The sequence below is a fragment of the Sphingomonas spermidinifaciens genome (assembly GCF_002351485.1).
Lineage (GTDB): Bacteria > Pseudomonadota > Alphaproteobacteria > Sphingomonadales > Sphingomonadaceae > Sphingomonas > Sphingomonas spermidinifaciens.
This window is the reverse complement of the sequence record NZ_NWMW01000001.1, coordinates 655,048-675,855: the sequence shown is the minus strand read 5'-3', so window position 1 is coordinate 675,855 and position 20,808 is coordinate 655,048. Positions and strand designations below refer to the sequence as shown.

Annotated in this window: 18 protein-coding genes; 4 read left to right on the top strand and 14 right to left on the bottom strand. The window is 69.9% G+C overall.

What is annotated here, in order from left to right; all coding sequences use genetic code 11:
• Positions 1 to 5: 5 nt before the first annotated feature.
• From COC42_RS03235 to COC42_RS03200, 8 genes are all read right to left on the bottom strand, one after another.
• Complete coding sequence (locus COC42_RS03235; protein WP_217991253.1) at positions 6 to 1,226, bottom strand: iron-containing alcohol dehydrogenase; 1,221 nt, start codon at positions 1,224 to 1,226, stop codon at positions 6 to 8.
• Positions 1,223 to 1,591, bottom strand: a complete 369-nt coding sequence (locus tag COC42_RS03230) for a c-type cytochrome (protein WP_096341817.1) — start codon at positions 1,589 to 1,591, stop codon at positions 1,223 to 1,225. The genes COC42_RS03235 and COC42_RS03230 overlap by 4 nt, the downstream gene beginning before the upstream one ends.
• 14 nt (positions 1,592 to 1,605) lie before the next feature.
• Entirely contained in the window at positions 1,606 to 3,384 is a 1,779-nt protein-coding gene (locus COC42_RS03225; RefSeq protein ID WP_096341816.1) for a GMC family oxidoreductase, read from the bottom strand.
• Complete coding sequence (locus tag COC42_RS03220; RefSeq protein WP_096341815.1) at positions 3,384 to 4,178, bottom strand: gluconate 2-dehydrogenase subunit 3 family protein; 795 nt, start codon at positions 4,176 to 4,178, stop codon at positions 3,384 to 3,386. Before COC42_RS03220 ends, COC42_RS03225 begins: the two co-directional genes overlap by 1 nt.
• Entirely contained in the window at positions 4,175 to 5,479 is a 1,305-nt protein-coding gene (locus tag COC42_RS03215; RefSeq protein ID WP_096341814.1) for an MFS transporter, read from the bottom strand. The genes COC42_RS03220 and COC42_RS03215 overlap by 4 nt, the downstream gene beginning before the upstream one ends.
• On the bottom strand, positions 5,476 to 6,885 hold the full coding sequence (locus COC42_RS03210) for an amidohydrolase family protein (protein ID WP_096341813.1): 1,410 nt from the start codon (positions 6,883 to 6,885) through the stop codon (positions 5,476 to 5,478). The genes COC42_RS03215 and COC42_RS03210 overlap by 4 nt, the downstream gene beginning before the upstream one ends.
• A 74-nt stretch (positions 6,886 to 6,959) precedes the next feature.
• Positions 6,960 to 7,715 carry a GntR family transcriptional regulator gene (locus COC42_RS03205; RefSeq protein ID WP_245843788.1) on the bottom strand — a complete coding sequence of 252 codons (756 nt, stop codon included), beginning with the start codon at positions 7,713 to 7,715 and terminating at the stop codon, positions 6,960 to 6,962.
• A 54-nt stretch (positions 7,716 to 7,769) separates the two neighbouring features.
• On the bottom strand, positions 7,770 to 8,456 hold the full coding sequence (locus COC42_RS03200) for a class I SAM-dependent methyltransferase (RefSeq protein ID WP_096341812.1): 687 nt from the start codon (positions 8,454 to 8,456) through the stop codon (positions 7,770 to 7,772).
• A 179-nt stretch (positions 8,457 to 8,635) separates the two neighbouring features.
• Here COC42_RS03200 and COC42_RS03195 point away from each other — a divergent pair, with 179 nt between their 5' ends.
• A complete protein-coding gene (locus COC42_RS03195; protein WP_176484546.1) occupies positions 8,636 to 9,763 on the top strand; it encodes a ThuA domain-containing protein in 1,128 nt (375 codons plus the stop codon).
• A 19-nt stretch (positions 9,764 to 9,782) separates the two neighbouring features.
• On the opposite strand, the gene COC42_RS03190 is transcribed toward COC42_RS03195, so the two are convergent.
• The 6 genes from COC42_RS03190 to COC42_RS03165 all read right to left on the bottom strand — a co-directional run bounded on the left by COC42_RS03190 (position 9,783) and on the right by COC42_RS03165 (position 16,535).
• On the bottom strand, positions 9,783 to 10,310 hold the full coding sequence (locus COC42_RS03190) for a Ros/MucR family transcriptional regulator (RefSeq protein ID WP_096341811.1): 528 nt from the start codon (positions 10,308 to 10,310) through the stop codon (positions 9,783 to 9,785).
• A 247-nt stretch (positions 10,311 to 10,557) separates the two neighbouring features.
• Entirely contained in the window at positions 10,558 to 11,739 is a 1,182-nt protein-coding gene (locus tag COC42_RS03185) for a BaiN/RdsA family NAD(P)/FAD-dependent oxidoreductase (protein ID WP_096341810.1), read from the bottom strand.
• Between the two features lies 1 nt (position 11,740).
• Complete coding sequence (locus COC42_RS03180; protein ID WP_096341809.1) at positions 11,741 to 11,920, bottom strand: hypothetical protein; 180 nt, start codon at positions 11,918 to 11,920, stop codon at positions 11,741 to 11,743.
• 10 nt (positions 11,921 to 11,930) lie between these two features.
• A complete protein-coding gene (locus COC42_RS03175; protein ID WP_096341808.1) occupies positions 11,931 to 12,386 on the bottom strand; it encodes a YaiI/YqxD family protein in 456 nt (151 codons plus the stop codon).
• Complete coding sequence (locus tag COC42_RS03170; RefSeq protein ID WP_096343060.1) at positions 12,386 to 14,101, bottom strand: DEAD/DEAH box helicase; 1,716 nt, start codon at positions 14,099 to 14,101, stop codon at positions 12,386 to 12,388. The genes COC42_RS03175 and COC42_RS03170 overlap by 1 nt, the downstream gene beginning before the upstream one ends.
• Positions 14,102 to 14,159: 58 nt before the next feature.
• Positions 14,160 to 16,535 (bottom strand): hypothetical protein, encoded by a 2,376-nt coding sequence (locus tag COC42_RS03165; protein WP_245843786.1) that lies wholly within the window; start codon positions 16,533 to 16,535, stop codon positions 14,160 to 14,162.
• A gap of 374 nt (positions 16,536 to 16,909) precedes the next feature.
• On the opposite strand from COC42_RS03165, the gene COC42_RS03160 reads away from it, so the two are divergent.
• From COC42_RS03160 to COC42_RS03150, 3 genes are read left to right on the top strand one after another with little or no spacing between them, the layout of a single operon-like run.
• A complete protein-coding gene (locus COC42_RS03160) occupies positions 16,910 to 17,410 on the top strand; it encodes an RNA polymerase sigma factor (protein ID WP_096341807.1) in 501 nt (166 codons plus the stop codon).
• Positions 17,407 to 18,357 (top strand): FecR family protein, encoded by a 951-nt coding sequence (locus tag COC42_RS03155; RefSeq protein ID WP_096341806.1) that lies wholly within the window; start codon positions 17,407 to 17,409, stop codon positions 18,355 to 18,357. The genes COC42_RS03160 and COC42_RS03155 overlap by 4 nt, the downstream gene beginning before the upstream one ends.
• Entirely contained in the window at positions 18,354 to 20,759 is a 2,406-nt protein-coding gene (locus COC42_RS03150) for a TonB-dependent receptor (protein ID WP_245843785.1), read from the top strand. Before COC42_RS03155 ends, COC42_RS03150 begins: the two co-directional genes overlap by 4 nt.
• Positions 20,760 to 20,808 lie beyond the last annotated feature (49 nt).

Below are 20,808 nucleotides of genomic sequence, written 5' to 3'. Positions count from 1 at the left end.
TCCTGTCAGATCGCGGCGAGGCGCTGGCGCTCGCCGGCGAACGCCGCTTCGGTGATCGCGGTCATCGCCGCGAGGTCGAGCGGGCGGGGGTTGTTCTTGACGAGGCGCTGCGCGTTCAGCGACGCCTCCGCGACATAGCCCTGCTGGTCGGCGGCAAGGCCGAGGTCGGCGAGCGAGCGGGGAATGCCGATCTCCGCGAACAGCGCGGCGATCGCGTCGATGAACCCCTGTGCGCCGCCTTCGACCCCCACCAACTCGGCGAGTTCGGCAAAGGCGGACTCGGCGGCAGGGCGATTGAACTGCATGACGAACGGCAGCAGCGCCGCCACCCCGGCACCGTGCGCGGTGTGGGTCAGGTTGCCGATCGGGTACTGTAGCGCATGCGCCGCCGCCGTCCCCGCGGTCCCGAACGCGCAGCCGGCCATCAGCGAGGCGAGCATTACGCCCTCACGCGCTTCCATGTCGCTTCCGTCCCTGACCGCGCGCGCGAGGAACTTGAACAGGTTGGCGACCGCGAGGCGCGCGAACTGGTCGGAGATCGCGTTCTTGCCGACGAAGACGTGATCCTCGGTCAGGCGCGGGTCGATCGGCCGCGCGGCGTTCGAGAAGGCCTCGACCGCATGCGTCATCGCGTCGGCGCCCGAGATCGCGGTGAGATAGGGCGGGCAGGTGGCGGTCAGGTCGGGGTCGCAGACCGCGACCTCGGGGATGAGGTAGGGGCTGGCAATGCCGATCTTCGTCCCGCGCGCTTCATCATGGACGACCGCGACGGGCGTCGCCTCCGAACCGGTTCCCGCGGTCGTCGGCACCGCGATCAGCGGCAGGACGGGGCCCGGCACGGCGAACTCGCCATAATAGTCGCTGACCTCGCCGCCATGCGTCAGCAGGACAGCGGCGACCTTGGCATGGTCGATCGCGCTCCCCCCGCCAATGCCGATGACGACGTTGGGCATGAACGCGCGCGCCGGCGCGACGCAGGCGTCGATCGCCGAGACGGGGAGGTCGGGGATGACGCCCGCGAACACCTGCACCTCGACGCCGTGCGCCTCCAGATCGGACAGGATTGCGGCGAACTCGGGCTGCGCGGCCTGGCGCTCGTCGGTGACGACGAGGGCACGGCGGCCGATGCGCGCACTCGCCGCGCCGATCGCCGCGCGCTGGCCGCGCCCGAAAAGGATCGCGCGCGGCAGGCGGGCCGCGCCGAAAACGGGGGGCAGGCCGGTCACTTGCCCGAGACCGTCTTCAGATAGGCGACGATGTTCGCCTGATCCTGCGGATTGGTGACGGGCGGGGCCATCATCTTGGTGCCGGGCACGACCTTCGACGGCGCGGCGATGAAGCGCGCGATGGTGGCCGCGTTCCAGGTCAGCCCCGACTTCTGCATCGCGGGGGAGTAGCGATAACCGGGCACGCTCGCGGCCTTTCGTCCGACGACGCCCGCAAGGGTCGGACCGACGCCGTTCTTGCCCGGCGCGACGCTGTGACAGGCGGCGCAGCGTGCGAAGGTCGCCTTGCCCTTGGCGGGGTCGCCCGTCTGCGCGGCGGCGGCGGTGCCGCTCAGCGCGAGCGCGAGGATGAAGGTGCGAAACATTGTCTTCTCCAAAGTCACACGAGGCGCCCGGGGCGCTTCAGATATCGCTGGCGGATCGCGTCGGCCGCCCAGAAGGCGAGCGCGCCGACCGGCCCGGTGGGATTGCGCGAGGCGTTCTGCGGCAGCGCGCTGGCGCCCAGCACGAACACGTTGGGCACGTCCCACGACTGCATGTACTTGTTGACCGCGCTGGTCCGCGGGTCGTCGCCGAACACGGCGCCGCCGGTATTGTGCGAGGTCTGGTAGGGCACCGAGCTGAAGCGCCGCCCCGCCATCGCCCGGCCGGGCGTCGCGGTCGAAGGCGCCCTTCCGCTGATCTCGCCGGCGATCCGCTGGCAAGTGGCAAAAGTCGCCGCCATGATCTTGTGCTCGTTCGCCTGCCAGTCGAAGGTGAGGCGGAGGAGCGGCCGGCCCCAGGCGTCGCGATAGGTAGGGTCGAGGTCGAGATAGTTCTGCCGGTACGACATCACCGCGCCCTGGAACCCGACGCTCATCGTGTGCTGGTACGCCTCGACCAGCCCCTTCTTCCACCCCGCACCCCAGCGCGGCGCGCCAGGCGTCGAGGGGCGGTAGGTGAGGGGGTCGCCGCTGTTTTGCCCGGCGCTGATCCCCGCGCCGCCGATGAAGCCGACCTTTGCGAAGTCGTAATTGTCGGCGGCAAAGTCGTCGATCCAGGTGCCGAGTGCGCCCGATCCCATGAACGGGTTCATATAGACGTCGCGCGGCACCTCGACCCGCGCCCCGCCCAGGCTCTGATAGGCATAGTTGCGCCCGACGACGCCCTCGCCCGTCTGCGGGTCATAAGGCTTGCCGATGCCCGAGAGGAGCATCAGCTGAACGTTGTTCATCACGAACGCCCCGAGGACGACCAGGTCGGCGGGCTGCTCGAACTCGCGCCCGCGCGCGTCGGCATAGGTGACGCCGGTCGCCTTCTTGCCCGTCGAATCGAGGTTGACCTTGAGCACCATCGCATTGGTGCGCAGCTCGAAATCCTTGTTCGCGCGCGCCAGCGGGATCATCGTGAAATGCGGGCTGGCCTTGGCGTTCGCCTCGCAGCCGTAATTGGTGCAATGGCCGCAATAATGGCACTGGCCGAGCGCGACGCCGTCGGGATTGACATAATCGGTCGAGCAGTTGGCGGCGGGAATGGGGAAGGGGTGGTAGCCGAGCTTCTTCGTCGCCGCCTCGAACATCGTCATGCTCTGCGTCGGCGTCATTGGCGGCAGGGGAAACTCGTTCTGGCGCCGCGCCTCGAACGGGTTGCCGCCCGGCTGGATCTTCCCGCGCAGATTGCCGGCCTTGCCCGAGACGCCGCAAACCTTCTCGAAACGGTCGTAATAGGGCTCGATGTCCTTGTAGCTGATCGGCCAGTCCTGGATCGTCATGTCCTCGGGGATCAGGCCGGCGCCGTATTTCTCGATCGTCCCCGAGCGCATCCGGTGTTCCCACTCGGCCCAACGCCAGGTGAGGCCTGACCAGTGCGCACCCGACCCGCCGACGCCCGAACCCGGGATGAAGAAGCCGTATTGCCGCATCGGCAGCGCGGTCTGGCCGCGGTCGTTGCGGAAGGTAATCGTCTCCTTCGACAGGTCCTGCGCGAGGTCGAGGCGGCGCGAATATTTGAGCGCGTCGTGCGACTGCGGCGCGAGGAAGTCGGGATTGGTGTCCTGGAACTTGCCGCGTTCGAGCATCAGGATCTTGAGGCCGGTCTGCGCCAGCTCCTTGGCGACGATGCCGCCGGTCCAACCGGAGCCGACGATCACCACGTCTACGGGGGGAAGACGGGTGGCCATCAGCTAAGATCCAGAATCGATTGGGGGTCGTCGACGCGAAAGGGCTTGCCGCGCCATTCGGCGATCTTGTCGGCGAACATCTCGCCGACCCCGGGATAGCCGACCATCTTCCACGACGCCTTGCCGCGATTGCCGCCATGCACGGGGTCCGCAAAGAAACCGTCGGTCGTCACCTGATACAGCATGTTGAAGAAGACCGGCGTCGGCACGGCGGACAGTTCGATCTTGTTCGCCTCGAGCGCGGTGACGATCTCGATGCGCTGGGCGTCCGACACCGTGTCGAAGCTGTTGTCGGCATAGGTCTTGCGAACCCAGGCGTTGAGGTCGGCTATGCCGTGCCGAACGATGTCGGCGGGAGCGAGCGCCATCTGGTATCCTTGCTCGGGCGTTCCTTCCTGGAAGGGACCCTGGAGATACATGTTCCGGCCCTGGCCCCAGGCCGAATAGAGCTGGCGATCGACGAAGGTCGCGACGCCCAGCTCCGTGCCCTTCGGGCTATATTCGTCGGCGGGGATGATCGTGTCGACGAACGCCTCGACGAACGCCGCTTCCTCGGCATCGAGGAAGACGTAGCCGAAGCGGGGGGCGTCACCCGCGGGCTTGGGCGCAGCCGCGTGAGCCGCCATGTCATGTGGCTGGGGCGGGGCGGGCGGGGCAGGGACGGGGGCGGCGCCCGGCTGCGGGATCGGATCGGTCTGCTGTGCGGCGAGCGGAACCGCCGCCGCGCCCATGCCGAGCCCGGCAAACTTCAGGATCGTGCGCCGATCGGCGCGCGTGCGGTCGTCGTCGCTCATGCTTCAGGTTCCGGGACGTAGAGCGGACGCGAGGCGTCGATGCGGGTGAAGAGGAGCGCCGCGATCACGCAGAGCACGGCAAGCACCGCGAAAGCGGCGAACCACCCGCTTGCGGCGACGATGTAGCCCGTCACCGCCGCGGCGATCGCCGCGCCGCTGTTGCCCAGCGTGTTCATCACCGCCGATACCGACCCCGCATATTCGCCGCCGATGTCGAGCGTGACCGCCCAGCTGACGCCCACCGTCAGCTCAAGCCCGAACAGCGCGATGCAGAAGAACAGGATACTGGCGACATGCTCTTCCGAGGCGGCGGCGAGGGGGATCATCACAGCGGCGATCGTGAAGCCCGCAATCGCGACGACACGGCGACCCATCTTGAGGCCGGCGCCGCGCTTGACCAGCAGATCGCTGAACCACCCGCCCGCCATGTCGCCGACGACCCCCGCGGCGAGCGGCGCGCTGGCGAACAGGCCCATCGCGACGATATCGAAGCCGCGGGCGTCGGCGAGATACTTGGGAAACCAGGTCAGGAAGATGTTGATGCAATAGGCGTAGCAGAAATACATCGCCGACAGCGTCCAGAGCTGGGGGCGGGCCAGCAGCCGCTTCCACGGCACGCTGACGCGCGCCTTGCCCTGGCCCAGCGCCCCTTCGATGAGCGCGAGCTCGCTTGCGTTCACCGACTTATGCTCGCGCGGCGTGTCGCGATAATACCAGAACCAGAGCGCGGCCCAGCCGAGACCGATCAGTGCGAAGAGGAAGAAGGGCATTCGCCAGCCGAAGGCGAGGATGAGCGCCGCGACGATCGCCGGCGTCACCGCGCCGCCAAGGCGCGCACCGGCATGCGTCACGCCCTGCGCCCAGCCGCGCTCGGCCGGCAGCATCCAGCGCGACAGGCTTCGCGTGGCGATGGGAAACGCACCCGCCTCGCCCATGCCGAACAGGAAGCGCGTGACCATCATCGACCCCGCCGACCAGGTGGTGGCGGTCAGCGCGGTGAAGGTCGACCACCAGACGACCACGCCGGTCAGCGCGCGGCGCGGTCCGAACCGGTCGCCCAGCCAGCCGCCGGGGATCTGGAACAGCGCATAGGCGATCGAGAAGGACGCGAAGATCCAGCCCAGCGTCTTGTCGGAAAAGCCGAACTCCTGCTGGATCGACGGGGCCGCGGTCGCGATGACGACGCGGTCCATATAGGTGATGAGGTAGGCGAGCACCGTCAGCCACAGCACGACGTGCCGCGCGCGCGTGGGCCGCGCGCCGGTCGCCGCAGTTTCGGGGGCGAGGGCGTGATCGGTCACTGCGGCGCCGGTCCACAGGCATCGGCGGCGCGGCCGGTGCAGGTCTGCCAGATTGTCGGCTGCTTGCGCCCGGCGACATAGACCGCGCGGATGCTGCGCGTGTTCCGGATGTCGGCGGTGGGATCGCGGTCGAGGACGAGCAGGTCGCCCCATTTGCCGCGCTCGACGGTGCCGATGTCGCGGGCATTGAGAAACTTCGCATTGGTGCCGGTGGCGGCGGTCAGCGCCTGGAGCGGCGTGACCCCCGCCTTGACCATCAGCTCCAATTCCCAATGCGCGAAATAGCCTGGAAAGCGTGCTGTCGGGCCGCTGTCGGTGCCCATGCCGAAAGGAATGCCCGCCTTCGCCATCGCCCCGAAGTTCTTCAGCGCCATGTCGAGCACCGCTGGATACTTGCCGAAGTGCGGGCCTGCGGCCAGGCGCGCCTGACGTTCGGGGCTCTTGAGCGCCGCGATCGTCGTCGGCGCGACCCCTCGCAGAAAGAATGGATCATCGACGAAGGGGAGGAGGCGGTACGTAAACGAGGCTTCGCGGCTGAGCGTCGAGGCGAGCTGCCACGTGCCCTTGGTCTTCATGTCGGCGATCAGAGCGACATCGATGGGCTTGTCGCGCACCTGATGCATGAAGCCGTCGACGCCCTGGCCGACAAGGCCCGCGGCATTTTCGGCATAGAAGATGTGGCCGACCGCCTTCTTGCCGAGCGCATGCGCGGTATCGATCGCCGCCTTGCTGATAGAATAAGGCATGCGTTCGGCAACGTCGCCGAACTCATCATCCATCCACAATTTGACGAAGTCGTCGCCCTTGGCGACTTCGCGCCGGACCATCGCCTGCGTCTCGGCGGGGGTAGAGACCTGCTGGTCTAGGCCGGGAACGCCGCCATAGCTGCCCTTGTAGACGACGCCGCGCCCCGCGGTGAACGCCCGCGCGCCGTCGATCCGGCCGATCCGGCGCTGGTCGGCAATGATCGTGTGAATCTCGTCGCCGTCGGTGCCGAGCGTGTAGACCGAGGTGACGCCATAGGCGGCATAGAGCTTCAGCTGCTGCTCGACATTGGCGCGGTCGTAGTATTTGGGGAAGCTCTGCTCGATGCCGTCGACGAGCCCCAAATGAACGTGGCTGTCGATGATGCCGGGCATCAGGAACTTGCCGCGAAGGTTCTCGCGCACTGCGCCCTTAGGCGCCCTGACGCGGGCCGCGGGGCCGACCTGCGTCACGCGGCCATCGACCATGACGAGCGACTGGTCGCGCTGCGGCGCGCGGCCGGTCCCGTCGATCAGCGTGAAATGCTCGAGCACTACGGTCTCGGCGCTTGCGCCGCCCGCCATAAACGCGATGATGGCGATGCCGGCACCCAGCCGCCCCAATGTTGCCCTTCGCAGGCTGTGCCGCAGTCGCCGCCGCATCCGCCTCTCCATTTCCTATCCTATAGGATTTGGGTACGCAGCGCGCCCTAGGCTGTCAAGCGATCATCTGCCGATCAGGCGGTCGTAGCGCTGTCGCCGGCCAGCACCCGGTCCATTCGCTGCTGCGAGCGTTCGAGGTGAGTGCGAACCGCCTTGCTCGCCGTCGCGCCGTCGCGGGCGATCAGCGCGTCGATGATCGCGCGATGCTCCGCAGCCGCCTCGGTCGGGGCGTTGGTGCTGTAGAGCGCGCGAAAGATATGGAGATGCGCATGGAGCCGCTCAACCGTGTCGGCGATCAGGCGATTGCCGCTCAACGTCGCGATCAGCCGGTGGAGCCGGTCGTCGGCCTCGGCGAAGCGCGAATAGCCGCCGGCGGCGTCCTCCCCCACGTTCGACATCGCCTTGTCGATCGCCTCGAGTTCCTCGACTGCTGCCTCTGTCATTGCCTCGGCTGCGCGGGCGGCGGCATAGGGCTCGATCAGCTGGCGGAGCGTGTAGAGGTCGCGAACCTCCTCGCGCGTCATCTGCGCGCTCGCGCGATACCCGACATTGGGCAGCTTGTGGACGAGCTTCTCGGCCTCGAGCTGGCTCAGCGCCTCACGGATCGGGGTCTGCGAGATGTTGAGCCGGCGCGCGACCTGATCGATCGCAATCCGCTCGCCCGGCGCGATCTGAAGCGTCATCAGCGCCGTCAGCAGGTGGTCATAGGCCTGCTGCACCATCGTAGGCCCGGCCGCAGGGCGACCGACGCGCGGCCGCGGCGCGACGCCGGCGGCCAGCGTGGAAAGATCGTCATTGCCGTGCCGCATCGCGAGGTCACCCATCTTCATTCCGTCATCCTATAGGACCGACGGCGGCGGCGAAAGGCTTGTCGATCGGACCGTTCAGCTCCGGGTCAGCCTGAAGACCGAGGCGGGCGGCAGGTTGCGATAGGCGATGCCGATTCGACGGGCGTGAAGGCCGAGCCGGTCGAGGATTTCGCCGGGCACCGAGCAGCGCCGGCCATAGGTGAAGAGATAGAAGGCGGCGCCAGGGCGCATACGGGCGAATGCGCCCGACAGGATCGCCTCGATCAGCGCCGGCTTCATGTTGCGCAACCCCAGGCCGCAGACGACCGCGCCGAACGGCGACACGTCGGCGCCGATCGCCGTCTGCAGCTCGCCGGCATCGGCGACGAGGATCGAGGCGTGCGGATGCCGCTCGCGCAGCAGCTGGGCAAAGGCCGGATTGCGCTCGACCAGCGTCAGGTTCCGCTCCTCGACCCCGCGCGCAATAAGCGCACGCGTGAACACGCCCGTGCCCGGCCCGAGTTCGAGCACCGGCCCGGTCCAGCCGCCGATCTCGCGGGTGATGAGGGCGACCAGCGCATCGCCCGAGGGGGCGACGGCGGCGGTCGCGACCGGATTGCGCAGCCATTCGCGAAAAAAGCGCGCGCTGTCGTTGCCGCGCTGGCCGGGCTTGCACCGGCGCGATGTCCGGCCGCGACGTTCGCGCAGGCGGGTACGGCTGTCGATGCCGAGCCACACGCGCTTCCATCGTGGAAGATTGAGGCCAGGGTCGAGGTCGGTCATCGTCGCTCCGCTCAAGAAACCCGGCGTGGCCGGGCGCGGCAGCGGCTTTAGCGCGGCTTGCCCCGACAAGTCACGATCCAAGCGACGATCATGTGAGACGAACTGACCGGCGTTGCGCCGAAGGGAAGCTGGGCTATGCTCGGACAAATGGCGCACGGCGCCATCAGGGAGAGGATCGCATGACCATCGCGCTGTCGCGCCACCTTCGGATCGCCGTCGCCGGGCTCGGCCTGATGACCGCCGCGTTGCCAGCTGCGGCGCAGCCCGTACCCGACTGCCCGCTCGCCACGACGCCCTATTCGATCGAGACGCCGCTGATCGACTTGCTGATCGACCCGCGCGCGCGGGCGGTGCTCGATCAGGCGGGAATCCTCGCGAAGCTGCCGCCCTTCTTCAGCGGCACCCAGTTGCCGACCTTCTCGGCAATCGTGTCGCTGAGCGGGATGGGCGACTATAAGCAACTCGCCCCGGCGCAGCAGGCCGACCTTCGCGCGAAGCTCGCGGCGATTCCGATCGATGCGGAGGCGACCCGCCGCCGCTGCGCGCGCTACAGCGACGGGCCGCCGCCCGCCGACCGCGTGCAGCCGGGGCGGCCGGCAATCCTCGTCTTCGACCGGATCATCGGGTTCAAGGATACCCCGTCGGTCAACGCCGCGACCGCCGCGCTCAAGGCGATGGCCGCGCGCAAGGGGTGGCAGGCGGTGTTCACCGACAATCCCGGTGCGATCACGCCCGGCTATCTCAAGCAGTTCGGTGCCGTCGTCTGGAACAATGTGAGCGGCGACGTGCTGACCGTACGCCAGCGACAGGCGCTGCGCGACTATGTCGAGAAGGGCGGGGGCTTTGTCGGATTTCACGGCGCGGCCGGCGATCCGCACAATATCTGGGACTGGTATTCGGACGTGCTCGTCAGCGCCCGCTTCGGCGGGCATCCGAGCAAACCGCAGTTCCAGACCGCGCGGCTGCGCGTGGAGGACCCCGCCAGCCCGTTAACGAAGGGGCTGGGCGACGGCTGGTCGCTCAACGAGGAATGGTATTCCTTCCCCGCCAATCCACGCGACAAGGGCGTCCATGTCCTGCTGACGATCGACGAGGCGACCTATCAGCCCGGAAAGCTGGAGATGGGCGATCACCCGATCGCCTGGACGCGCTGCGTCGGTAACGGCCGATCCTTCTATTCGGCGATCGGCCACCGGACGGAGAGTTACACCGATCCGAAGAACGTGACGCTGCTGGAGAATGCGATCGGCTGGGCGCTGGGCCGGACGGGGCCGGCATGCCGCGGCGGACGCGAGGTGAAGCGCTGACGTCCGCCGCGGCCGGGGATTACTCGGCGGCTGCCTCGGCCTTCTTGCGGCGGCGCGGGGCGGGGGCGGCCGACGCGGTGGCAGCGGCGTCCTTGGCTGCGCCGGCGCGCGCCTGGCGACCCTTGGAGCCAAGGCCGATCTGCTTCGCCATCGCGCGGCGTGCGTCCGAATAGCTGGGCGCGACCATCGGATAGTCGGGCTTCAGATTGTAGCGCGCACGATATTCCTCGGGCGTCAGGCCGTGCGTCGACAGATGGCGGCGCAGCGTCCGATAGGGCTTGCCGTCGATCATCGACAGGATGTGGTCCTTTGACGCCAGCGACTTGCGAACCGAAACCGCGGGGACATACTCGCCGTCGGTGGCAGCGGCATCAGTGGTCGGCTCGCCCGCCGGGCCCCCCTCCGACAGTTCATTGATGGTCGAGTGCATCGTGCGCAGAAAAGCGGGCACGTCCTCGGCCGACACGCGGTTGTTCTGATTGCCGAGCCAAGCGATCGTCAATTCGGTGGCGAGCTCGACTGCGTTCAGCGTGACGTCTTCGGACATGAGGAAATCCTGTATTTGGTTGGATGGTAAACGGGGCGACCCGATTTCAGTCTCTACGATATGCAACTTTTTGCCGGCGAAGTCGATCCTAATAGATTTCCCGACATATCATTGATTTCCAGCTTCTTGGATCATCTGACTTTGATCTGGGTTGCGCCGAAGTCGCACAGTCTCAACCGTCGATCTTGCGCGCGAGCAGCCTGGGGGCGCGACTGACGGTATTACCGCAGTCTTCGCCCTTGCTGCATCACGCGGCGGCGATCGCCTGTCCCGCTGCAACGCCGCTCGCCCAGGCCCATTGGAAATTGTACCCGCCGAGCCAGCCGGTCACATCGACGGCCTCGCCGATGGCGTACAGGCCGGAGAGGCGGCGGGCTTCCATCGTTTTCGACGACAGCTCGGCGGTGCTGATGCCGCCGACCGTGACCTCGGCCTTGGCGAAGCCCTGCGTTCCCGTGGGGTTGAAGCGCCATGCGCCGAGCTGCGTCTCGGCCGCCGCCAGCTTGGCGTCAGAGAGGTCGGCGAGGGTGCCTGTCAGCGCCAGCCGCTCGCCGAGCGCCGCCGCCAGCCGCTCGGGCAGCGCGGCGCCGAGCGTGCGGGCAACCGTGGCGCGGGGCGCGTCGCGCTTGAGCTGCTTGAGCCAGCCGAGCGCGCGACCCGGCAGGAAGTCGATCGCGATCGGATCGCCGTGCCGCCAATAGGTCGAGATCTGGAGGATGGCGGGGCCGGACAGGCCGTGATGCGTGAACAGCGCCGCCTCGCGGAAAGAGGCTGTGCCCGCGCGCGCCACCACCTCGGTTGCGACCCCGGACAATTCGCGGAACAGGAGTTCGTCGCCGCCGAGTGTCAGTGGGACAAGGGCGGGGCGCGGCTCGACCACTTTGAGCCCGAAGCGGCGCGCGAGGTCATAGGCGAAACCGGTCGCCCCCATCTTGGGGATCGAAGGACCGCCGGTCGCGATGACGAGCGCTGGGGCGCTGACGGTGCGCTCGCCATAGGTCACGCGGAAGCGGCCATCGCCATGATCGACGCCGGTGATCGGCCGGCCGAGCGCGACCTCGACCCCGCCCTTGGCGCACTCGGCCATGAGCATCTCGACGATCTGCCGGGCGGAGCCGTCGCAGAAGAGCTGGCCGAGCGTCTTTTCGTGCCAGGCGATGCCGTAGGCCTCGACCAGATCGAGGAAGTCGGCGGGCGTGTAGCGGGCGAGCGCCGAGCGGGCGAAATGCGGGTTGGCCGACACGAAGCGGTCGGGGACGGTGCCGGTATTGGTGAAGTTGCAGCGCCCGCCGCCCGAGATCAGGATCTTCTTGCCCGGCCGGTCGGCATGGTCGATCACCAGCACGTGTCGGCCGCGCTGCCCCGCGACGCCCGCGCACATCAGGCCGGCGGCACCGGCCCCCAGCACGATCGCGTCATAGTCGCTCATGTCAGCGCAGCTTGGCGATCGACAGTCCGTCGGCCTTGGCGCGCTCCTTCACCGATTCTTCGCTGCGAGTCAGCGCCTTGGCGATCGCCTTCAACGCCATGCCCTTCTTGGCGAGGGTGTGGAGCTTCTGGATCTCGTCGGCGGTCCAGGGCTGGCGGTGTCGTTCGAAGCGTTCGGCCATGCCGCCGCCCTTATCCCTTGCGCTTCAGGCGTACCAGCGCCTCGTCGAGCGACTGGAGGAAGCGCGAGCGGTCTGTCTTCGAAAACGGCGCCGGGCCGCCGAGCTGGTCGCCCCCGGCGCGCAGGTCGGCCATGATCGCGCGCACGGCCACCGCCGAGCCGATCGAAGCGGCAGTGAAGGGCTTGCCATTGGGCGCGATCACCGTGCCGCCTGCCTTGAGGCAGCGATCGGCAAGGAGGATGTCGGCGGTGATGACGATCGTGGCCGCACCGACCCGCTCGGCGATCCAGTCGTCGGCGGCGTCGAAGCCGTCGCCCACTACCTCGCGGCCGATCAGCTCGTGCTGGGGCACGCGGATCGGACTGTTGCTGACGATCGTCACCGGCACCTCGTGGCGGAGCGCCACGCGGTACACCTCGTCCTTCACCGGGCAGGCATCGGCATCGACGAGGATGCGTAGCGGCATCAGCGGGGGCGGCGGGGCTTGTGCTGAGGGCGACCGCCCGCGGGCTTGGCGCGATAAGGCGGGCGACCCTGCGGCGCGCCGGTGCGCTCACCGCGAGGACCGCCGGGACTGGGCGGCTGGCCCTCGGCGCGCTCGATCCGGACGCCGCTCTCGTCATCGGCCTGCGGGTCGCCGCTCCGCTGGACGGCGCTGGCGAACTTGGGCGCGATGGCGCTCGGAACCTGGAACCAGGTCTCGGCCGGCAGGATGCGGATCGCGCCGATCTCGTTCTTGGTGATCCGCCCGCGACGGCAGAGCAGGGGGAGGATCCAGCGCGGATCGGCATTGTGACGCCGGCCGATGTCCATGCGGAACCAGACCACGTCGTCGAAGCCCGGGCGGTGATGCGCGGTCGCCGGATCGCGCGGGGCCGCCTCTACCATTTCCTCGGGCGCGGGGAGCTTGGCGCGGACGCTCTGCACATATGCGGCGGCGATGTCCTCGGCGCTCATCGCCTCGAGGAGCTGCGCCGCGAGCGCGCGATCGTCCTCGTCCGCCTCGACGGGGATGAGCAGCGTCGCCAGCATCCGCTCGCGGTCCTTGGCGCGAATGTCCTCGGGCGTCGGCGCGGTCGTCCATTCGGCGGCGATGCGAGCCGAGCGCAGCATCATGTCGACGCGGCGGCGGCGGGGATAGGGGACGATGAGCACCGCGGTGCCCTTGCGCCCCGCGCGGCCGGTGCGACCCGAACGGTGCTGGAGTGTCTCGGCATCGCGCGGTAGCTCGACATGGATGACGAGGCTGAGAGTCGGCAGATCAATGCCCCGTGCGGCGACGTCGGTCGCGACGCAGACGCGCGCGCGGCCGTCGCGAAGCGCCTGAAGCGCGGCGTTGCGCTCATTCTGGCTGTGCTCGCCCGACAACGCGACCGCAGCGAACCCCCGCTCGGTCAGGCTGGCGTGGAGGTGGCGGACATTGTCGCGCGTCGCGCAGAACAGCATCGCCGTCTCCGCCTCATGCAGACGGAGGAGGTTGATCGCGGCATGCTCGATATCGGCGGGGGAGATGGCGACCGCCTGATATTCGATGTCGCCATGCCCGCGATCCTCGCCGACGGTCGAGATCCGTTCGGCATCGCGCTGATAGCGGCGGGCCAGCGCGACGATCGACTTGGGCATCGTTGCCGAGAAGAGGAGCGTGCGGCGGTGCTCGGGCGTGAGGTCGAGGATCTCTTCCAGATCCTCGCGAAAGCCCATGTCGAGCATCTCGTCGGCCTCGTCGAGGACGACGGCGCGCAGGGCGGAGAGGTCAAGGGCGCCGCGTTCGAGATGGTCGCGCAGGCGGCCCGGCGTGCCGACGACGATGTGCGCGCCGCGCTGGAGCGTGCGGCGCTCCTTGGCGGCGTCCATCCCCCCGACGCAGGTGGCGATGCGGGCGCCCGCCTTTTCATAGAGCCACGTCAGCTCGCGGCTGACCTGCAGCGCGAGTTCGCGCGTGGGGGCGACGACGAGCGCGAGCGGCGTGTCGCTGCGGACGAGCGCGTCATTCTCGATCAGCTGCGCGGCAAGGCCGAGGCCGAAGGCGACGGTCTTGCCCGAGCCGGTCTGGGCCGAGACGATCAGATCGCGCGCGGGGTCGGGCTGTTCGAGGACGGCGGCCTGGACGGCGGTCAGCGTGTCATATCCACGCGCGGCGAGCGCTTCCGACAGAAGCGGGGGGAGGGTTTCGATTGTCATGAACGCCGCCCCCATGCGCCTTTGCGCGCCGCAACGCAAGCGCCGGGCGCGGGCGGCGTCACTGCGCCGTACCCGCGCCGTCGCCGACCGGCAGCGTCAGGGTCTTCGCCGGTGCATCGCGCAGCCGCGCGAACAGCGGCCCTTTCGCCGGCGCGGGCACCTCGATCGAACCGCCGGTGAAGCCGTCGGGCAGCTTGACCGGGTCGGCGAAGTCGCGCGTCGCGGCGATTGCATCGATCAGGAACAGCGCGTCGCCGGTAACGGTGCAACGCCCGCGCGGCTCGCCGCAGCGCACCGACTCGATCGCGGGCAGGCGGGCGAGCTGCGCCAGCGGCTGCCAGTCGCTCGCCTCGTCGCCATGGACTACGCGAAAGCGGAGCGGGCCGAAGGCGGCGGGGCCGAGCGCCGCAGGATCGAGCGTCGCGACCAGCACGTCGCGCCCCTGAAGTGCGAGTTGCGGCCCCATGGCGATCCGCAGCGGGTCGCCCTGCGGCGCGGCGACCTCGATCGCGTCGGTCGCGGCGAACGAACCGCCGACCGCGCGGATCGAAAAGCGCAGCTGGCCTGATGCGGGCAGCAGCGGTTCGCCGCCGTCGTCGGCCACGGTCAGGCGGTCCGCCGCGCCCGGGCGGACGCTGCGGTCGATCAGCGCGACGCGGATGCGGGGGGCACGCACCGTCACGGGGACCGACAGCGTGCGCCCGTCGCTCAGCGCCACGCGGGCGGTGACGCCACCGGGTTCGGGTGCCGCGCCGCTCCCCTCGACACGCAGCCGGTCGAGCCGGGCGTCGCGCGTCAGCCCCGCGGGCCGGGCATCGAGCGCGCCGATCTGTACGCGCTCGACCAGGTCGAGGCGCTGACCCGACAGCTCGGCCGCGGCGTCGCCGGCATGGATCTTGACCGCATCGATGCGACTTGCCTCGCGATAGGCCTTGATCGAGAGGGTGGCGGGGGTGGCTCGGCCATGCTGGCGCACCTCGATCGCGACGGTGCCGGGCCTCACGTCCTTGAGCGGCAGCTTGAGCGCCAGCGCGCGCTCGCCCCGCGCCTCGAAGGCCACGGTCTGCGCGGGGCCGTCGCCCACGCGCATCGTGACGCCGGTGACGCAGGCGGGGGCGGTGCCCCGAACCTCGACGCTCTCGTCGCGCCCGACGACCAGCGACGCGCCATCGGCGGCGGCCCAGCCGCGATCGTCGGGGAATTGCAGCCGGAACGCCGGGCCGTCGAGCGCGTCGAAGCCCCAGCGGCCGCGTAGCCGAGCCTCGACGCTGCCGCCCGATGCCACGGCGATCGGCGACTCAAGGACATAGCCGCCTCGATCGGCACGGGCGCGCACCGGCGTGTCGGCAGTGCCGATCCGGAGCGTCATGTCGCGCGCGAAGGCGGTGGAGAAAACGAGCGGCGCGCCCTCGACCGGGAGGACCAGGTCGGGATCAGCCCCGCAAAGCGGTGCGTCGCCGGCGGCGCGCAGGCGCGGCGGGCTGTCGGCGCCGATCGCGGGCAGCGCCGCCGCGAGCACCGACTTTGGCTTGGCGAAAGAGGGCGCGGCGTTGAGCAGCAGCGACAGCCGGTCGCCCTGCCGGATGCCGAGCGCTGGCAGGTAGCGGAATTGCGGATTGCCGAACGCGCCGAACAGCCGGGCGATGTCGCGCACGACCGCGATATACTGGCTGTAATAACCGAACCCCGCCTCGCGCGTGTAGCTTAGTTGCAGCGCGAGATTGGTCGGCGCGCCGGCGAGCGTTTCGGCGAGCGAGCTGCTGTGGACGTCGGCGAGCACCAGCGCGTCGCGGTTCTCGAGCAGACAGGCGACCTGGTTCTCGATCACCTTGTCGACGCATTCGGCATTGAGCTTGATCGACAGGCTCTTGGCGAGCGTAGGGGCGATGCGGCGCAGCTGCGCGGGATCGGCGTCGCCCTCCGCCCGGACCGCCGCGACGAAGGCGTCGAGGCGTGAGCGGTCGAGCGAGGCGCGGTTCATCGCCTGGAGCGCGCGGACGAATTCGCCCGGCTTGCCGCGAATCGCGCCGGCGATCGTCCCCTCGGCGCCGCCGGTCTGGGGCACGAGGAACAGCGCGACCTGGCGCGCGCCCTTAGGGACCGTCAGGGAGAGAATGCGGTCCTTGTCCTTGCGCTTCCAAGTCTCGGCCGAGCGGATCCAGTCGCGCGGCGGCGGATTGGTCGCGCCGCTCAGGAAGGCGGAGACGAGGACGAAGCGCGCGCGCTGATCCTCGGGCAGATCGGCGGCGATCTCGATCCGGTCGCCTGGCGACAGTTCGGGCACCTCGGCGATCGGCAGCGTCATGTTGCCGCGGGTGACGCGGATGCGCAGGTCCGGCCCCTGCAGGTCGAACGGTGCGGTGTCGGCTGCGAGCAGCGGCGCGGTCGCGCTGCCGGAAAGCAACAGGGCCGCGGAAGCAAGGAGGCGGAACATCATCGACCTCTAAAAGCCTTGAATCGGCAAGGGTTCAACCCGCCAGCGCATGGGGCATGCGGTCGGTGGAGGGGCGGTCGGACGGTTGGGCGGCGTGCATTCGGTCAACGCATGCCGCGGGCGCATCGGCTGCCAAGGTCCGGCATCCGCGTCTCCGTCTTTCGTGCGAGGACAGGGACGTTTCGATGTATGCGCGCGGATTAGGGATGACGACCATCGACCGGAGCGACGCGGGCGACGCCGTGCCGGCATCGACTCGCCGGACAGAGGCAGGGCGGGGACCGGCGGGGATTCGTCCTTTATCGCCCGACTTTCCCGAGCGGCAGTCGGCCGTTAGAAGCGCCGCTTCCTCATCAAGGATCGCGCCGCGCGCCATGCCGCCCACCGGCCTCGAAGCCGTCTTTCTGGACCATCGCGACAAGCTGCTGCGCTTTCTGCGCGCGCGCGGTGCGGGCGAGGCAGCGGAGGATCTGGTACAGGACCTTTGGATCAAGCTCGGCACGCGCGCCGACGGTCCGATCGCCAACCCCGTCGCCTATCTCTATCGCGCTGCCGATCTCCTGATGATCGACCGCTATCGCTCGCGCCGACAGGCCGAGCGCCGCGATCAGCTGTGGGAGGAGGATCGCCACCCGCTCGACGGCCGCGCGCCCAGTCCCGAACGCGAGGTCAGCGCGCGCCAGGAAACCGCGCGCGCCGCCGCGGTGCTGGCGGCGATGGGGGAGCGCAAATCGGCGATCTTCCGCCGCGTCCGCCTCGATGGCGTGCCGCAGCGCCGGGTGGCCGAGGAGTTCGGCGTCAGCCTGAGTACCGTCGAGAGCGACCTGCGCGACGTCGCGCGGGCCTTGCTGAAGCTGAAGGACGAAATCCGATGACCGCGTTCGGGGGCGAAGGCGACACGGGACCGGTCGATGGCGAAGCGCTCGACTGGGCGCTCCGCATGACCGATCCCGAGGCCGATTGGGAGGCGTTCACGGCCTGGCTCGAAGGCGACCCGGCGCGTGCCGGGCGCTATGACCGCGCGGTGGTCGAGCTCGAGCGGATGACGCGCGCGATTCCCGTGGCGGCACCGCCCGCGAGCGAGGATCGCCGCCCGCTCGCCGCCCCGCCGCCGCCGCGCAGTCGCCGCGGCTGGATGAGCGCCGCAATCGCGGCCGCGCTGGTCGGGAGCGTCGGCCTCGGCGTCTGGAGCCAGCGCGACCAGAGCTACACCGTCGCCACCCGCCCCGGCGAGCAGCGCACCGTCGAGCTGGCCGACGGCAGCAGCATCACGCTGGCGGGCGGATCGCGCGTGCGCCTCGACGGCGCCGACCCGCGCAGCGCCGCGGTCGAGGCGGGCGACATGCTGTTCACGGTGCGGCACGACGCCGCCATGCCGTTCCGGGTGCGCGCGGGCGACCTGACGCTCGTCGATCTCGGCACCGTGTTCGATGTGCGCACGGGCGGTGGCCGCACGCGCGTCGCCGTTTCCGAAGGCGCGGTGATGGTCGGCGGCGGCGGGCGCAGCCTGCGGCTCGATCCGGGGCAGGCGGTGGTCTCCGACGGCCGGGCGCTCCGCCGCGAGCGACAGGATGTGGCCGAGATCGGCGGCTGGCGCGAGGGACTCCTGACCTTCAGCGATGCGACGCTGGACGAGGTGGCGGCGGCGCTGTCGCGCCATCTGGGCGTCGCGGTGGCTGCTGCACCCGCGGTCGGCACCCGGCCTTTCAATGGCTCGATCGAGCTGGCGCCGCTGCGCCGCGATCCCCGGTTGCTCGGCGAGCTGCTGGGCGTCGAGATACGGCGCGACGGGGGTGGCTGGACGCTGGACGCGCCGCGGTGAGGCGCGTGGCCGGTGGCGTGGTGGCGGTCGCGCTGCTGGCGGCGGCGCCGGCGGTGCGCGCCGACTCGCTGGCGCTTAATCTGCCGGCTGGCACGCTGGGACAGCAGGTGACGGCGCTCGCGCGGGAGGCGCGATCGAGCATCGTCGTGCCCGATGCGGGCCTCTGGGCGCGCCGCATGCCCGCGCTGCGCGGGCGGCTGTCGATCGAGGCGGCGCTTGCCGCGCTCGCCCGGCGCGCGGGTGCCAGGGTCGAGCGGATCGGCTCGGTCGGCTGGCGGCTGGTTCCCGCCCCGGTGGCGCGGGTCCGGCCGCCGCGCCCGCGCCGGTCAGGTCGCGCCGTCGCTCCGGCCCCGCCGCCGCAGCCCGCCGATATCATCGTCACCGCCAGCAAGCGCGACACGACGCGAGATCATTTCGCCGGGCAGGTCGCGACCGTCTCCGGCAAGGAACTCGAGCGCGGCGGCGCGGGCGGCACCAACCGCCTCGTCCAGCGGCTGACCAGCGTCACCTCGACCTATCTGGGCGCGGGACGCAACAAGCTGTTCATCCGCGGCATTGCCGATTCGAGCTTCACCGGCCCCACCCAGGCGACCGTCGGCCAATATTATGGCGACCTGCGCCTCAGCTACAACGCACCCGATCCCGACCTGCGCCTCGCCGACCTCGCGTCGGTCGAGGTGCTGGAGGGGCCGCAGGGGACGCTCTATGGCGCCGGGTCGCTCGGCGGCCTCATCCGGCTGGTGCCCAATCCCGTCGAGCTGGACCGGGCGACCGGCAGCATCGTCGTCGGCGCGGTGGCGACCACGCACGGACGGCCCGGCTATGACGCGCAGGCGGTCGTCAACCTGCCGATTGTCGCCGATCGCGTCGCCGTGCGCTTGGTCGGCGGCCACAATGTCGAGGGCGGCTATATCGACAAGCCGCTGCTCGGCCGCACCGACGTCAACCGCACGACGATCGACGGCGGCCGCGCGACGTTGCACGTCGACCTGGCCGGCGACTGGAGCGCCGAGCTGATCGGTATCGGCCAGCGCATTCGCGGCGACGACAGTCAATATGCCGACCGGGACGGCCCGCCGCTCACCCGCTCGGCGCCCGTGACCGAGGGGTTTAGCGCCGATTATGCGCAGGGACAGCTCGTCGTGTCGGGTCGCATCGGCGAGGTGAAGCTGCGTTCGACCAGCGGCATTACTGCGCACGACCTTCGCGAACGCTATGACGCGACGGCGCCGGGCGGGCCGCCGCGCGTGTTCGAGCAGACCAACCGGACGCGAATGCAGGCCAACGAGACGCGCGCTTGGCAGACCGCCGAGGACGGGTCAGGCTGGCTCGCCGGGATCAGCTATATCCACAATCGCTCGCGCCTGCTGCGGCTGCTCGGCGATGCGAATGGGCGGCGCCAGCCGACGACGGGCGTAATCAACGGCGTCACCGAATGGACGGCGTATGGCGAGGGCAGCTTCCGCCCGATCGGTCGGCTGCTCGTCACCGCGGGTCTTCGCGCCACGCACTCGCGGCTCGACGGGCGCGGCGCGGACGTGGCGGTCGATCGGCGGCCCGTCTTCCTCGCCGATGCCGAGGCGCGGCGAACGCAGACGATCATCCTGCCCGCCGCCGCCGCGCTGTTCGACGCCTCGCCGCGGCTGAAGCTGTTCGCGCGCTACCAGCAGGGCTTCCGCCCCGGCGGCCTTGCCATCGAGGGCGATACCGTCCGCCAATTCCGCAATGACCGGGTTGCGACGATCGAGGCGGGGGCGCGTTATGTCGCGCCCGCCTTCGACCTGCGCCTGACCGGCGCGCGCGCCGCGTGGCGCAACATTCAGGCCGATTTCATCGATGGCACGGGCCTGCCGAGCACCGCCAATATCGGCAACGGCCGCCTGTGGACGCTCGAGGCGGCGGCGGGGGTGCGGCCGATCGACGGACTGCGGGTCGAGGGCGCGCTGTCGCTCAACGACGGACGCATCAGCGAGCCGTCGAGCGAGTTGGTCGCGCTCGCCGTCGCCACGCAGGCTGCGCCCGGTCCCGAGTCCGCCCGCATGATGGCGCTCGCCCGGCTGGAGCAGATCCCGAACATCGCCGGCGTGACAACGCGGCTCGGCGCGATCTACGAGGCACGGGTGGGCGAGGGCGACCTGACCGTCGATGGCTGGGCGCGCTATATCGGCCCGTCGCGGCTGGGTGTCGGCCCCGTGCTGGGCCAGCGCCAGGGCAGCTATGTCGATACCGAAGTGACGGCGCGCTTCGCGATCGGGCGGTTCGGCCTGTCAGCGACGGTGGCCAACCTGCTGGACACGCGCGGCAACCGGTTCGCGCTCGGCACGCCGTTCACCACCGGGCGCGACCAGGTGACGCCGCTGCGCCCGCGCACCTTCCGGATCGGCATCGACGCGCGCTTTTAGCCGCCAAGGTTTCGCCCAAGGTTTCACGGGCCCGGCTCCGTCTGAGCGA

Coding starts and splice junctions, on each gene's coding strand:
- COC42_RS03230 (WP_096341817.1), bottom strand. CDS start 1,591: ATGTTTCGCACCTTCATCCTCGCGCTCGCGCTGAGCGGCACCGCCGCC.
- COC42_RS03225 (WP_096341816.1), bottom strand. CDS start 3,384: ATGGCCACCCGTCTTCCCCCCGTAGACGTGGTGATCGTCGGCTCCGGT.
- COC42_RS03220 (WP_096341815.1), bottom strand. CDS start 4,178: ATGAGCGACGACGACCGCACGCGCGCCGATCGGCGCACGATCCTGAAG.
- COC42_RS03210 (WP_096341813.1), bottom strand. CDS start 6,885: ATGCGGCGGCGACTGCGGCACAGCCTGCGAAGGGCAACATTGGGGCGG.
- COC42_RS03205 (WP_245843788.1), bottom strand. CDS start 7,715: ATGAAGATGGGTGACCTCGCGATGCGGCACGGCAATGACGATCTTTCC.
- COC42_RS03200 (WP_096341812.1), bottom strand. CDS start 8,456: ATGACCGACCTCGACCCTGGCCTCAATCTTCCACGATGGAAGCGCGTG.
- COC42_RS03195 (WP_176484546.1), top strand. CDS start 8,636: ATGACCATCGCGCTGTCGCGCCACCTTCGGATCGCCGTCGCCGGGCTC.
- COC42_RS03190 (WP_096341811.1), bottom strand. CDS start 10,310: ATGTCCGAAGACGTCACGCTGAACGCAGTCGAGCTCGCCACCGAATTG.
- COC42_RS03185 (WP_096341810.1), bottom strand. CDS start 11,739: ATGAGCGACTATGACGCGATCGTGCTGGGGGCCGGTGCCGCCGGCCTG.
- COC42_RS03180 (WP_096341809.1), bottom strand. CDS start 11,920: ATGGCCGAACGCTTCGAACGACACCGCCAGCCCTGGACCGCCGACGAG.
- COC42_RS03175 (WP_096341808.1), bottom strand. CDS start 12,386: ATGCCGCTACGCATCCTCGTCGATGCCGATGCCTGCCCGGTGAAGGAC.
- COC42_RS03170 (WP_096343060.1), bottom strand. CDS start 14,101: ATGACAATCGAAACCCTCCCCCCGCTTCTGTCGGAAGCGCTCGCCGCG.
- COC42_RS03165 (WP_245843786.1), bottom strand. CDS start 16,535: ATGTTCCGCCTCCTTGCTTCCGCGGCCCTGTTGCTTTCCGGCAGCGCG.
- COC42_RS03160 (WP_096341807.1), top strand. CDS start 16,910: ATGCCGCCCACCGGCCTCGAAGCCGTCTTTCTGGACCATCGCGACAAG.
- COC42_RS03155 (WP_096341806.1), top strand. CDS start 17,407: ATGACCGCGTTCGGGGGCGAAGGCGACACGGGACCGGTCGATGGCGAA.